The organism is Pararhodonellum marinum (assembly GCF_015354735.1).
GTDB classification, from domain to species: Bacteria; Bacteroidota; Bacteroidia; order Cytophagales; family Cyclobacteriaceae; genus Pararhodonellum; species Pararhodonellum marinum.
The window spans coordinates 98699-113273 of the sequence record NZ_JACEFJ010000012.1; the positions used below are offsets into that span (position 1 = coordinate 98699).

Annotated in this window: 13 protein-coding genes; 11 read left to right on the forward strand and 2 right to left on the reverse strand. The window is 39.9% G+C overall.

The genetic code is table 11. The features are described 5' to 3' along the window. The first annotated feature begins 460 nt into the window (after positions 1–460). From H1A14_RS18650 to H1A14_RS18675, 6 genes are all read left to right on the forward strand, one after another. Complete coding sequence (locus tag H1A14_RS18650; RefSeq protein WP_194777805.1) at positions 461–910, forward strand: hypothetical protein; 450 nt, start codon at positions 461–463, stop codon at positions 908–910. 207 nt (positions 911–1117) lie between these two features. Then, positions 1118–1696, forward strand: coding sequence for a DUF4738 domain-containing protein (locus tag H1A14_RS18655; protein ID WP_194777806.1), 579 nt, complete (start codon positions 1118–1120; stop codon positions 1694–1696). Positions 1697–1991: 295 nt separating this feature from the next. Next, positions 1992–2876 carry an RHS repeat-associated core domain-containing protein gene (locus H1A14_RS18660; protein WP_228527868.1) on the forward strand — a complete coding sequence of 295 codons (885 nt, stop codon included), beginning with the start codon at positions 1992–1994 and terminating at the stop codon, positions 2874–2876. 1 nt (position 2877) lies between these two features. After that, the gene (locus H1A14_RS18665) at positions 2878–3204 is read left to right on the forward strand and encodes a hypothetical protein (protein ID WP_194777807.1); all 327 of its coding nucleotides are present in this window, start codon (positions 2878–2880) and stop codon (positions 3202–3204) included. Positions 3205–3303: 99 nt separating this feature from the next. Then, positions 3304–3975: a hypothetical protein gene (locus H1A14_RS18670; RefSeq protein WP_194777808.1), complete on the forward strand. Its 672-nt coding sequence runs from the start codon at positions 3304–3306 to the stop codon at positions 3973–3975. 681 nt (positions 3976–4656) lie between these two features. After that, positions 4657–4884 (forward strand): hypothetical protein, encoded by a 228-nt coding sequence (locus H1A14_RS18675; protein ID WP_194777809.1) that lies wholly within the window; start codon positions 4657–4659, stop codon positions 4882–4884. Between the two features lie 223 nt (positions 4885–5107). Here H1A14_RS18675 and dnaB read toward each other — a convergent pair whose 3' ends face one another. After that, the gene (gene dnaB, locus H1A14_RS18680; protein ID WP_194777810.1) at positions 5108–6691 is read right to left on the reverse strand and encodes a replicative DNA helicase; all 1584 of its coding nucleotides are present in this window, start codon (positions 6689–6691) and stop codon (positions 5108–5110) included. A gap of 218 nt (positions 6692–6909) precedes the next feature. Here dnaB and H1A14_RS18685 point away from each other — a divergent pair, with 218 nt between their 5' ends. Continuing rightward, positions 6910–8277 (forward strand): UDP-N-acetylmuramate--L-alanine ligase, encoded by a 1368-nt coding sequence (locus H1A14_RS18685; protein WP_194777811.1) that lies wholly within the window; start codon positions 6910–6912, stop codon positions 8275–8277. 4 nt (positions 8278–8281) lie between these two features. After that, the gene (locus H1A14_RS18690; RefSeq protein WP_194777812.1) at positions 8282–9088 is read left to right on the forward strand and encodes a 3'-5' exonuclease; all 807 of its coding nucleotides are present in this window, start codon (positions 8282–8284) and stop codon (positions 9086–9088) included. Positions 9089–9263: 175 nt separating this feature from the next. Here the strand turns inward: H1A14_RS18690 and H1A14_RS18695 are convergent, their stop codons facing one another. Continuing rightward, positions 9264–10061 (reverse strand): M48 family metallopeptidase, encoded by a 798-nt coding sequence (locus H1A14_RS18695; RefSeq protein WP_194777813.1) that lies wholly within the window; start codon positions 10059–10061, stop codon positions 9264–9266. Between the two features lie 169 nt (positions 10062–10230). Here H1A14_RS18695 and H1A14_RS18700 point away from each other — a divergent pair, with 169 nt between their 5' ends. From H1A14_RS18700 to H1A14_RS18710, 3 genes are all read left to right on the forward strand, one after another. Then, entirely contained in the window at positions 10231–12036 is a 1806-nt protein-coding gene (locus H1A14_RS18700) for a mechanosensitive ion channel domain-containing protein (protein ID WP_194777814.1), read from the forward strand. Between the two features lie 309 nt (positions 12037–12345). After that, positions 12346–13578, forward strand: a complete 1233-nt coding sequence (locus H1A14_RS18705) for a hypothetical protein (RefSeq protein WP_194777815.1) — start codon at positions 12346–12348, stop codon at positions 13576–13578. A gap of 318 nt (positions 13579–13896) precedes the next feature. Further along, positions 13897–14436: a ferritin gene (locus tag H1A14_RS18710; RefSeq protein ID WP_194777816.1), complete on the forward strand. Its 540-nt coding sequence runs from the start codon at positions 13897–13899 to the stop codon at positions 14434–14436. Positions 14437–14575 lie beyond the last annotated feature (139 nt).

Consider the following 14575-nt stretch of genomic DNA (forward strand, 5'->3'; position numbering starts at 1 on the left):
ATAAACAAATTATTCTTGAATTATTTAGGTGAAAAAGGATTTGTTTACGTCAAAGAGGTATCAGGTATAAAAGCTATCACAGATAATTACAAATTTGAATGATTCCTTAAGACAAGGATCAAATATTCTCGCCAATTCCAGTAAGGGTTGTGCTGGAATTAAAAGACATGTCTGAAAAAATGCAGCTATGGTAAATTTTTAAAACCGCCTTACCTTGAAAGGAAGTAGAGATTAGGTAAATATAGAATCTTAACTAGAAAGAGTATATTTAAAAAAATGATAGTCATGACAAAAGAAACCTTAATCAATAAATCTTTAGAGCAAGGAATTCATTGAGGACATCGGTATTCAATTTTATGACTACAGGGCCAGGATGTACGATCCGGCTATTGGGAGGCGGAACAACATTGATTTAGTTTAAGAATTATTTTTATCTAATTCCTTTTTAAATTCATCAAGAATGACCAAAACCACTTTTCTAATCCTCTTTTTGTTTACTGTTTTACATGTATCATGTAAACCAAGTTCCGAGAAATCTAATATTGATCTGATTGAAGATTTCGATTGCTTCCGAAATAAATTTTATTCTGATAGCATTTTTCAACTTTCACGTGTATTGTTTCCTCTACCCGGTGCAGATTCGGACGTAATATATGGTGATGCGAAAGTTGAAGATCAAGAAAATGAAGTGTTTTTGATTGAAAACAACCAGTTGTTTTGGAAAAGAAACGGCTGGAGATTTATTGAAACTCCATTAGAAAACATTGAATTTGTTATTACTCGTGAATATGAAGGATCAATTGTGAGAGAGAAAATTCGTTCTAAAGAAACGGACTTGGTTATCACCTTAAGGTTTTCTTTAATAAAAGACCAATGGATGCTAACCTATTACAGCCATGAATGGTATTAAATGACGAAAATGTCGGAGATTACCCATTTAAAAAATTGAAAATAGGGTTTGTTTGTTTAAATATTACCGCAATACAAGCAAAAATCCTCCAACCCAAATTATGAGATATGAACTATGCCTATACAATTACATATTCAGTTGGATTTGGTGATGATATAATAAATAAAGTACTATAGTTGAACCGAAAAAACTGACACATAAATTAGTATGAGACTCGAAATCGGAATTGTTTTTCTGTTTGTGACAATATCATGTGGTGGAAAAGAAAATGTGGAAGGCAACGATTTGATACAGGATTCATCTTTAAAAAAAGAAACAAGCTATCAGTTAACAGATTTAAAGGAACTTTATTTGGAGAGCGTAAAAACCTATAATTCCACTAAAAAAAATGATGTGATTTCATCACCACCAATATTTTTTGATACACTAATTAACCAAGTTCGAATCCAGACTATTCTGAGAGATACCAAGCATACAATTGTTCGGGGTGGAATTTCAAACCAAAACTTGATTACTTATTTTGATACTGAATTGATTTTGTTTTTGGCTAAAAAGGATAAAATTATTCATGACAAAAAAGTAATAAAAAAAACAGACTTTCTGGAATTTGTTTACGAGTCTGATCTGGAGAAATATTCGATTACAAATTCTTCCTTCGAAAAACTGACATCTGAGGAGACTAATTTGACCGTAATGATTTGTCAGCCTGATACAGATATATGTTTTAGAATTCTGCTAGTGTTAAAATACGATGGTACTATCGAGTATGTGGATTTGGATGAATGATACCCCCTAATACTGCATTCTGGCGGCCTATCTTCAAAAAAATCAGCTCCGGAATTTTAATTGATTTATGCCCTCTATGATAAAGATAGGAATCGAAATGAAGTGTTGAAGAAAGTCCTAAGCGGAAATGCTGCAAACCAACATGAGGTTTTGGAGGAGAATCTGTATAATTTTAAGGATGGATATGCAAAAACCTAATTAAAACCTCAGAAAAGGTCTTGTTTGACAATATGATGCTGATATGCATGTCATCACAGTTAGCTCAAGAACTCATTAAGATCCTTGGGAGCTGAAATTGATAGGAATTGAATTTCACTACGGGGGGATTAAGGTGAATAAGTATCTCTATAACGGGAAGGATCTAATTGAGGAAAATGGGCTTCAATTTTATGACTACAGGGCCAGGAGCTATGATCCGGCTATTGGGAGGTGGAGCGTAATAGATCCTCTTTCTGAGCAGATGCGCAGACACTCACCTTACAATTATGCTTTCGATAACCCGATCAGGTTTATTGATCCGGATGGGATGAGGCCAGATGACATAATTGTTGAAAATACGACAACAAAGACTTTAACCAGGGTTAAAACAGATGATCCCAGTGATACTTGGGTAAGGGATGGTGTGACAACCGAAACAGGCTTGTCAAAAGCTCAAACTGAAGGAAGAGTAGGGATGATCACCCATTGTGATTCTGGATGGAAATCTAATGATGTTAGTATACTTTATGGTCAGGATGCTGACAAATCCAAGGTTTCAAACTACACGGTTTCTGTTTTGGTTAACGCAATGAATGAATCAAATAATAGTTCTATTCAGATTAATAGTACTTTGAGGACTTCCGAAGATCAAGCCAGAATAATGTCCGACTTGGTTAATGCTAATGGTATGGCGCATACAAAAAAATTGTATGGTTCAAATGGTGATTTGGTATTAGATAATTTTCCTGACCAACAAGCTATGGTTGATAAAATAAATTCAATTGGGCCAAGTAAAGTCTCCAACCACTTGGGAGATCCTTCAAAAATAAATGTGGTTGATGTATCCCCATGGAGGGGAGGTATTACAAACCCAAGAAATTTCGCTAATAAAATTGGATCTTTAAATGGCGTAAGAGTTTTGTCTCCCTATAACAGTAACGATAAGGCAATACATGTTGAAATCCCTCAACCAAAAAAATAGAATGTTCAAGATTAAAAAAATAACATTATTAGCATCACTATTTTTCATGTTTACAAGTTGTAATACAAATAGCAAGATAGATAAAAATGATTTAATAGGAGATTGGGCAACAAGTCCAGATGAAAATATAGTATTTTCAATTACCAATGAAAATATTAAATATTTTGAAGATGATTATTTATACAATTACAAAATAGAACAAGAAACATTTTCACTTGTCGATTCTGGTCACCTGATAGCTAGCTATGAAATCATTTTATTGACTAAAGACAGTTTGATCTGGAAGGCAGAAGAAGGCAATATCTTGAAACTACTCAAGAGAAAATAAATGAGGGTTGATTTAAAGGCTCCCCCAAAAGGGCAAGCGGTTCGAATCTGATGGCCCTGTAAAACTGCGGCAATAGGGAGGTGGGGAGTTGTGGATCCGTTGGCAGATCATCCTAATCAAGTATCAAGTTCAGTATATAGTTATGGTGCTAACAATCCTGTGTTCCATACAGATCCAGATGGTAAATGTCCTCCATGGATTTGTGGGGCCATAATAGGCGGTGCTTTGGATTATGGACTCCAAGTAACCGTTAATGTAGTAAAAGATGGCTTATCTGCGGATGCATTTACCAATGTTGATATTGGCTCTATAGTAACATCGGCTGCAGCAGGTGGATTAAGCGGCGGACTTTCAACGTTAAAGCAGATCAAAAATGCAAGTACAATAGTTAGAACGGGTGTTGCAGCTTTAACTGATGCTACTGCCAGCACAGCGAATCAATTGGTCACCGAAGGAGAAGTCAGCTTGGAGAATGTGATTGTGGATGTTGCAATAGGCCAGATAGTCGGTAAAACGGTTAGTGATGCGGTTGAAACGAAAGCCAAGAACTCACCAGCGGGAAAAGACTTAAAAAATGCTGCTGATAGGACTCAAAGAGTTGCTGATCAACCTAAGCGTTCTCAAGCTAGGCAGGCAGCCAAACAGAGGCAAGCAGATGATGCGGCTAACAAATTGGATAGCTATGGAAAAGGCAGGGCTGCTGCGGCTGGAGCTGCTAGTAGTTCAAGTACATCGACATTAATAAAAGAATCGAAGGATGAGGATAAATAGTTCAGAGGTGATGGTATTGAAATTGAGGGTTAAGGTATTCAATTTTCTGCAGGGACATTAAATTTAGGGAGATAAAGAAGATAATGATAGATTATAAATCGCTCATCACTAAAGCAAAGCAACCAGTAAGCATATTTTACATACTGCTTTTTGGAGCTGCAATTTACTTTTTAGCAAAAGAGGCTGGCATAACTGGAGCCATCCGTTTTATAGCAACAATATATTGTATTCTACAAGTTTTTAGGAATTATACTAGGTTACAAATACTCATACGAAACAATTTTAAACTAAAGAAATCGCAATACATTCCTTTAATTTTAACGAGTATAATTGTTGTTCTCCTTGTTCTCTTAGTTTTAAATGATTATTTAAGTCGTTTCGTGATCTTTGGTACTTTCCTCATGGGCATAGGTTTTATTCTATTTGAAGGATACCAAATTTTAAAAAAAAGAACCTAAGGGCTGCAACTAATTAGAAACCCCAGCTTCTAATAAGGAGCAGGGGTTATTAAGGATCGCCGCAATGGCCGATAGATTCTATCGGCATAGCCCCTTGAGGCATTGGGCAATTCAATCAGCGTGATTGATCCCAGTGGAATGGCTGCATTCTCGGGAGATTTTTTTTGGAGAAATCGGCAGGAAGCTGGGAACCGATGGAGTTGATGATAGTAAGCTGTATGTTGTGACGAACAAAAAGGAGGCCAATAGCATACAAGCCAAGAATAAGGCATGTGGTACAAAACAGGTCAGTGAAGTGAGATCCGCTGTTCAGTTGCCTAGCGCCTTTTTCAGGGGAGAAATTGGATTAGCAGTTGAAAATGCAAAAAAGCCAAATGAATCCATAGACGATGCAAAAGGGAGTTTTCACGAAGAAGGGGGCATGTTTGGTTACGGATGCAAACGGGAATGAAAAGCTGGTGCGCGTACAGCAGATTTCTGGCCAGGATGGGTATACTTTTCCAATAGGTCGAAAACCCAGAAGCCCCCATCTGGGGGGCAGGGGGGAAATTATAAGAATATTTATAACCGCCAAAGGCAACCAGACAACAAAGACAACCCGACAACTTTTTTAAAAGACCACAATCGTCCAACACTAACAAATTTGACAACTTCTACAACTTATCCAAACCAAGTCAAAACGGCGCCTTACCCCCACTCCCTAACCCTCCGGGAAAACCTTCCTCATCACCGCCGTTGGCCTTGGACTGCACCCGGATCATGTTGCTGTCATCAAATCCCTGTCCGCTCGCCGCACTGGGAAATTTGCTGCCATAAAAAGCATCCTGGGCCTGATAAGGTGTATTCATCTCAAGGTCGGTGAATTTGGTGTATTTTCCGATAAACCGCAATTTGACGTTTTCCAGTGAACCGTTTCTGTGCTTGGCGATGATCACCTCCCCCACTCCGGCAGTGGCATTCCCATCTTCATCTTCGGTGATGCCATAGTACTCCGGTCTGTAAAGAAACATGACCATGTCGGCATCCTGCTCAATGGCTCCGGATTCCCTCAAATCAGAAAGCTGGGGCCGCTTGTCTCCTCCCCTGGTTTCCACCGCTCTGGAAAGCTGGGACAAGGCAATCACAGGCACACTCAATTCCTTGGCGATTTTCTTGAGCGCCCTGGAAATGCTGGCAATCTCCTGTTCCCGGTTGCCTCCTCCCCCGCCTTTGGCATCTCCCGACATGAGCTGAAGGTAATCGATCACGATCAATTGGACATCATGCTGGGCCTTGAGGCGTCGGCATTTGGCCCTGAGTTCGAGGATGGAGAGAGCAGGGGTGTCATCTACAAACAGGTTGGCTGCAGAAAGTTTGCTGGTTTTATGAATCAGCTGCTGCCACTCATGTTCTGCCAGGTTTCCTTTTTTGATTTTTTCGGAATCCAATTCTGCCTCCGAAGAGATCAACCGGTTCACCAGCTGTACCGAAGACATTTCAAGTGAAAAAATGGCCACCGGGCGATTATGGTCCACAGCGGCATTTCTCAAAACGGAAAGAACAAAGGCCGTCTTACCCATGGCCGGTCTCGCGGCGATGATCACCAAGTCAGACTTTTGCCATCCGGAAGTAACCCGGTCCAAAGCAGTAAAACCACTGGGAACACCAGTAAGTCCGTCTTTTTGGCCTTTCTTGCTCTCCAGTTCCACTATGGCTGCCCGCATGATGGAACTCATGTTGGAGTAATCTTTTCTGATGTTGCTTTCAGAGATGTCAAAAAGGGATTGTTCAGTTTTGTCCAGCAGTTCAAAGACATCGGAAGTCTCCTCGAAGGCTTCTTTTTGGATTTCCGAAGCGATGCTGATCAATTGCCTTTTCATCGCCTGTTCAGAGATAATCCGGGAATGGAACTCTATGTTGGCCGCAGAAGAAACCCGCGAAGTAAGTTCGGTAATGTAAAAAGGCCCACCTACAATCTCCAACTTACCGTTTTTACGCAGTTGGTTGGTTACGGTGAGCAGATCTACAGGTTCACTGGCATTGAAAAGATCCAAAATGGCCTGATAGATTTCTTTGTGGGCATCTTTGTAGAAGCTGTCCGGTTTCAGGATGTCCACTACCTCAGTTAGGGCATCCTTTTCCAGCATCAATGCACCCAATACGGCTTCTTCGAGATCCAAGGCTTGGGGAGGCAACTTTCCCAGCCCCATGGTCAGGTCAAGGTTTGGTTTTCTATTGATGGAACTACGTTCTTTTGGATTTGATCTTCCTTCTGCCATATCAACAAATGTAAGTGCTTTGGTCAAAACCTTTTGAACAATTTATTCACTCAGTTATCAACAAAGCCCTAACTTACTTACGAACAATTGGTTAGGTCTATTGTGGAAGCTAAAAAATATAATCATCAATACAAATCCATTTCCAAAGTGTATTTAGCCCTATTATTGACCAATTTCCTTATTCCTTTTTCGTAGTTTTGAACTTTCAGAATTTACCCATGTCAAAGCAGTATCATTTTATCGCCATTGGAGGAAGTGTCATGCACAACCTGGCTCTTTCTATGGTCAGAAAAGGAGATGTCATCACTGGATCTGATGATGAAATCTATGAACCCTCTCGAACCCGGCTGAGAGAAGCCGGCATTCTGCCTCCCTCTCTAGGCTGGTATCCGGAGAAGATCCACAGTGGGCTGGACGGCATCATTCTGGGGATGCATGCCCGGGCAGACAACCCTGAACTACAAAAGGCCCTTTCCCTAAGTTTACCCGTCTACTCTTTCCCTGAGTTTATCTATGCCCAAAGCAAAGAGAAGAAAAGAATAGTCATTTCAGGTAGCCATGGCAAAACAACCATTACCTCCATGGTGCTTCATGTCCTGAAATCTTTGGATATGGCATTTGATTTCCTCGTGGGAGCTCAAATTGAGGGTTTTGATCTGATGGTGAAAATTTCCGATGCGCCGATCATGCTTATTGAAGGAGATGAATACCTCACCTCCCCCATGGATCCAAGGCCTAAGTTTTTTCATTACCACCACGATGTCTTGTTGATGAGCGGCATTGCCTGGGATCATTTCAATGTGTTCAAGACCTTTGAAGATTACCGGGTGCAGTTTGAAAAGCTGGTCAAAATGACACCTGCTGACGGCACTTTTATCTACTGTGAAAGTGACCCTTTGGTCAAGGCCTTGGGAGAAGGAGGATTCACGGAAGCAGCATTGATCCCCTACCAGACCCATCCCTACCGGGTAAAGGATTCTGTCACTCAATTACTGGCCCCTTCGGGTCCATTGGAAATCGCGGTTTTCGGAGAACATAATTTACAGAACCTTCAGGGTGCCCTTGAAATATGCAGACAGGTGGGTGTGGCAGATCAAGACTTTTACCAAGCGATCAAAACCTTTAAGGGAGCGGCAAAAAGACAGGAGATTCTGGCCAAATCCGAAAAAAGCATCTTCTTTAGGGATTTTGCCCATGCACCTTCCAAATTGAAGGCCACGGTAGATGCTGTAAAACAACAATTCCCTGAAAGAATTTTGGTGGCTGTGCAAGAATTACATACCTACAGTTCTCTGAATGAAGATTTCCTTCCCAATTATGCCCATACTTTTGATCAGGCTGACGAAGCCATTATTTATTTAAATCCTAAAGCCGTATCTTTAAAAAAACTGTCCCTGATGGACGAGAATACGCTCCGAAATGGATTCCACAGGAAAGACCTGATATTGTTTACTGAAATTGATGAACTTAAAAATTTTCTGGAATCCAAGAATTACCACAACTCTTGTTTGCTTCTGATGAGTTCGGGCAACTATGACAACATGGACCTGAACCACTTAATTGAAAAAATAAACCAACCCAACTGAGATCATGCAATTGAATCTAAAAACCCCTCTTGCCTTTTTTGACCTTGAGGCCACAGGCACCAACATTTCCACAGACCGCATTGTGGAAATTTCCATTTTCAAAATCCATCCCAATGGCAAGGAGGAAACCAAAACCATGCTTATCAATCCTACCATTCCCATACCTTTGGAATCTTCATTGATCCATGGGATTTACGACAAGGATGTAAAAGAGTCACCTACTTTCAAGGAGGCCTCACGAGAGTTGCATCAGTTTTTTGAAGGGGCGGATCTTGCGGGTTTTAATGTGTTGAAGTATGACATTCCGCTTTTGGTAGAAGAGTTCTTAAGGGCAGGAATTGATTTTGACATAGAAAAAAGAAACCTGCTGGATGCACAGAAGATCTTTTTCATGATGGAAAAAAGAAACCTGACCGCCGCCTATAAATTTTACTGCGGCAAAAACCTTGAAAATGCCCACAGTGCCGAGGCAGACACCATGGCTACCTATGAGGTTTTTAAAGCCCAAATCGAGCGGTACACCGGAGAAGAAATGGAAGACCTTCAGGGCAATTTGGTCGGCGTGGTGGAAAATGACATGAAGAAGATCCACAGCATGATCAATGAAAAAATGGTTGACTTGGCCGGCCGCTTTATTTTTAATGCCGAAGGTGTGGAGTGCTTTAACTTTGGCAAACACAAGGGCAAACCCATCGAGCAGGTGATCAAGGAAGAACCAGGATATTATGACTGGATGATGAAGGGTGATTTTCCTCTGGATACCAAGAGAAAGTTTACCCAAGTAAAACTTCGCAGTTTCAACAACCGATAAGAAAAGCCCGGACCTAATACGATCCGGGCTTTTTTTATTTGAATATTTTTAATCACTTACATGACGATTACAGATCCCGCAAATTCATAAGTTTGCATCAAACAAAAATATCTTAATATCAACCAGTATCAATAAATATCAAGTTTTAGCAGAATCTTACTCTTAAGCAGATTATTTATTTATTCTTGTTATAATATTCCAATGCCTCCGGCATTTGTTTGTTTAATTCTTCAATCCTTCTACCTGGTCCTGGGTGAGTGGAAAGAAATTCTGGAGGGCTTTGTCCGGCACCCGCGCTCATTCTTTCCCAGAAACCAGGGGCTTCACGGGGATCATATCCTGCAATAGACATGAAAATCAATCCCAACCGGTCCGCTTCCAATTCATGGTTTCTGGAAAACTGAAGCATGCCCAGTTGGCCTCCAGCTCCTATGGCCTGCATAAAAATAGCTTGGGTCAGATTTGGATCTTGTCCCATGGCCACTTGAACACCACCCAATAGGCCATTGATGGCCATTTGATTGGACATTCTCTCTCTCCCATGACTGGCTACGGCATGGGCAATTTCATGACCCATCACTACCGCGATTCCCGCCTCGTCTTCGCATATTGGAAGAATACCTGTGTAGAAGGCCACCTTGCCCCCTGGCATGCACCAGGCATTGACTTGGTCACTTTCTATCAAATTAAATTCCCAGGCAAAGCCTTCCAGAATTTCAGTATACCCGATTTCTTTAAGGTAAGTTTCTACTGCATTTGCCATGTTTTGACCTACCCTGACCACTTTCTGGCCTTCAGGACTGTTGGTAACGACTTTGCTTTCGGCCAGTACCTCACCATACTGTTGATAAGCCATGGGAAGGATTTCTGAATTAGGCATCAAGTTCAACTGTCGTCGACCCGACAAGGGCACTTTGGCACAGGAGTATGCCATCAGCCCTATAAAAAAGAGCGCTATTAGTTTTTTTGTCATGGTTTAGTTTTTTGTTATACAAAAATGTCCAAAAAAGATGCCAGTTCAAAATCAAGCGATCAAATAATAAAGCATAGGCTCATTTCACAAGAAGGACTTTCATTCCCTCACTATCCCAATAAATCAAAAAAAAAGTTTAAATTTCTACGAAATTTATTTTGACCCAACCATGAAAAAACAAATTTTTGCTTTTTTTTTAGGTGCTTCGGTGATTTTTCAGTTCCAAGTTTTTTCTATGGAGCAAGAGCAATCAAATAGCTCGAAGGACTTGTCCATCCCTGCAGATACTACAGAAGGATTGCCTGAGCATCAAGAAGATCTTACCCAAATGGAAGAGCAAAACAAGGTTCAGATCCCGCCTTTGCGTCAACTTTCAGAAGAAATGAAGACTCAGATGGAAGATATCATCCAAAGAGATTCCATCCATCGAATCTATGTCAAATATCAAATGGACGAACTTAAGGCCATTAGCGAGGGATATCCAGTAGCACCTTTTAGGGATACGCTATTTTTCATTTATACCCGACTGGGCCAACTGAGCGCCGCTGAAAGGGCTGAAAACATCAATTTTAAAATAAAGGAGGTTTTCAAAACGGGTAAATATGTGTCCGATTCCTTAAAAGTTGTTTCCAACAATGGTTTTGAGGACATCTCATACCAGGATTTGATCTTGGTATCCATTAGTCCTGTTGATGCGCTGTGGTATGAAAAAACAGCCCCTGAGCTGGCAGAAATTTACAAAGAATCCATAAACCAGGCATTAGGGCTCCATTTTGAAAGCAATACCATCAAGGAATGGTTGAAAAAATTAGGTCTTGTCTTGTTGATCATTTTAGGGGTGAGCCTTATTGTGGCGGTAATCAATAGGTTATTTAAACGTTTAGGACATTACCTGAGTAGCAAAAAGGAAGCTTTCACCCATGGTTTTTCATTTCGAAATGTGCAGCTCTTCAATGCAAAGGATTTCGAGCGGGTAACTTTACAGATTCTTTATTTCACCAAATTGCTGGCCATTTTTTTTGCCATTTACTTATCCTTGCCCTTACTCTTCAGTATTTTTCCCGAAACCCAAGAGTACACCAACACCTTATTGGGTTGGGTATTAGAACCAGCACAGAAGGCGCTCAATGGCATGTTAGGCTTTTTGCCTGATCTTTTTACCATTTTGGTGATTTATTACATATTCCATTATGCCATCAAAGGCATTCGTTTTTTTGTCACTGAAATTGAACACGACAAAATTCAGATTTCAGGTTTTCCGGCAGAATGGGCGCAACCGACTTTCAGCATTGTAAGGTTTTTGCTGTACGCATTTATGCTCGTCCTGATTTTTCCCTATTTGCCGGGTTCGGGATCCGAGGCTTTCCAGGGAGTGTCTATTTTTGTCGGAGTGATCTTTTCACTGGGTTCTACCGGTGCAATTTCCAATATGATCGCTGGCTTGGTCATCACTTATATGAGGCCATTCAAATTGGGAGACCGGATCAAAATCAATGATATCACGGGGGATGTGATCGAAAAAACCATGTTGGTCACAAGACTACGAACCCCTAAAAATGAAGACATCACCATTCCTAACTCAACCATTCTTTCCAGTAATACGGTCAATTTTTCTGCCAATGCCAAAGAGGATGGCCCTGGTCTGATCGTACATACCACCGTTACCATAGGCTATGATGTTCCTTGGAAAAAAATACATGCCGCATTGATCGAAGCAGCCTGCAGAACCAATATGATCATGCCCAAACCCAAACCTTTTGTTTTACAAACCAGTTTGGATGACAATTACGTGGCCTATCAGATCAATGCCTACACCAAATTTGCCAACAAACAGCCCACCATCTATTCCCTATTGCACCAAAACATTCAGGATGTCTGCAAAGAAATGGACATTGAGATCCTGTCTCCCCACTATCGGGCCAACCGGGACGGAACAGAAAGCACCATACCCTCAGATTGGAAATCACCTGAATAAGTGAAAAGTCATGGAAATCAATATTTTCGCACCACGATTCCTAAAGTAAATCTATCGCTTTTACACGCTGCTACCTGGCAGAGAACCTAGACGGATTCCAACGTTTTTTCCAAAAAATAATTTCTTAGGTTTCATCTAAACAGATTCAAATATTTGCTACATTTCCTCATTAAATAACCCATATTGACTTTAAAAACTTTTCATCATAGCTTTTCTTATCGACCCATTTTCGATTTTTAAAAAAGAAACATGGCAAAATAAACCTGAAAATTATGGTTTAAGGTGTTGGACAACTTTAACTTCCCAGTCATGAAAAAATTACATTTATTGGCTATTGCGATCCTATTTCTCTGTTCATGCGCAGAAACGGAAGAACCTACTACAGTTTCAGAAACGGAATTGCTTTCAATCAAAGTCTTGTCTACTGCTTTAAATTCAGGTGAACAAGGAATAGTAATGACACACACTGAAACAGGGTCACCCATCGGCTATGCCAGGTTCAGCAATGGGGCCACATTGAATATAGATGTAGAAAAAGGCAAGAAATACCATCTTACTGTAATAAGTAAAAAATTCAATATTTATGAAATTGAAACTTACAGTTTTATGCAAGACAGGCAAATCACCCTAGGTAACAAAAAACCTGAGATGGAAAATTTCATGGCAGGAAATGGAATTTTCGTAACCTTTATCACACATCATAGCGATATGGATTATGGAAATCTTTCCAGTAACCTGGGGATTATCAGTAATAAATGGTCCTTAAATTCCAAAAAAGTTCAATTGGAAAACAGCTATTTCGCAAATTCAAGTCAATATCTACTTTCTGCAAGGACAAGGAACGGTGAAATCAGGTATAAATTGATCGATAGGCCAGAAAGGAGTAGTTTTGACACCTATGAATTTTCCAAACTGTTGCGATATGATAAAGAATTAACATTGCCGACAAAGCACCTCCAACGGTTCATTTTTAAAATCTCCAGTTTAAAAAGAGAAATCGGAACTTGGCGATATCATTATATCATCGATCAAGCAAGTATAGGCGACAATCCTTTCCCAATGCCTGAATCTACCAAATTGGGTTTTATTGACCAATTCGAAGATTACGAAACCATCGTTACTGGAATTCCAAATGCCGTGATGAGTTCAGGATATTATAAAGTAGGTGCAATTCCCACAGATATAAAACTTCCAGAAGGACAAAAAATAGATATTGAATCGAGGTCAATAATTGATTTCAAGTATTCCACCTCGTTTACACACAATCACTTTTCAGCGACTTATTATTATTCTCCTCCTACGACTTTTACCAAGGTGAATTGGACTATACATGGGGACCGGAACAATCTAAAAGTCAAATCCTTACATGCTGATGCTAATTCCTTAGACCCTGCCCTACCCAATATCAACGAATTAAGACTTACAAGCATAACTGCTATAAACAGCAGTATGAGCTATACTGAAATCCTGAAGGAAAAATTCCAAACACCTGATCCCTTTCTTAAACTGGAATACACGTGGTTGAAAAGCAACGCAAATTAGAGACAACATGGCAAGCTTTAACCCCGTAAATTTTCATTAAAGCTAAAGGTTGTTTGGTTTAATTTTCAAGATTTAAATGCAGGGTAAAGAATACTTAGGAAATAACAAAAACCTTCTCTGCCCTATTATGTCTTCTGCGAACTGGATTTTTAATCCTACAGTATTCCAAATCTTTATTTATATTTAATTTAAATAAAAATTTACCAAATTTTATTTTATAAATTTTTACTTATTCCAATTCTAAATTGGAAAAAATGAAATCAAGCTGGAACTTAGCACTTAAATTTTGGTTATGTTTGTATATAAAATCTAAATACAATGAAAAACAAAGAAATTGTAACGTTACAACGTTCCCTCTTGCACGATACAGAAAAACTGCTCAACCAACAGATAGAAATGGAAGGCAAATCCTCCGCTTACTATTTATCCATGGCTTCCTGGTGTGACATGATGGGCTATGACAATGCCGCTGGATATTTATATACCCATGCCGAGGAAGAAAGACAGCACATGCTGAAACTATTCCATTATATCAATGAAGCAGGTGGCCATGCCATTCAGCCAGAAATATCTGGAGTAAGGCAGCATTTTAATTCTTTGAGAGAAGTTTTTGAGTTGATCTTGGAACATGAAATTCAGGTGACCAAATCCATCAACAGCATTGTTGACCATTCCTTTGGCGTGAAAGACTTTGCTACTTTCAGCTTTATGCAGTGGTATGTAACAGAACAACGGGAAGAGGAAACCTTGGCCAGAAGAGCGCTGGAACTGTTTGATATCATCGGTGAAGAAGGGGTTGGCCTATGGACCATAGATCAGGAATTGGGCAAATTGCACGAAAAAACGGCAGGAAACTGACCTTATAAATTTAAAAAAAGCAACCTTATCCCAAAGGTTGCTTTTTTTATGCCCCTTATTTTTTTAGCTTTAAAGAAAAGTTGGTTGATAAGCTGAGTGGCAAAGCTTTTTCACATCGGTTTTTTCAATGTTGCCCTAA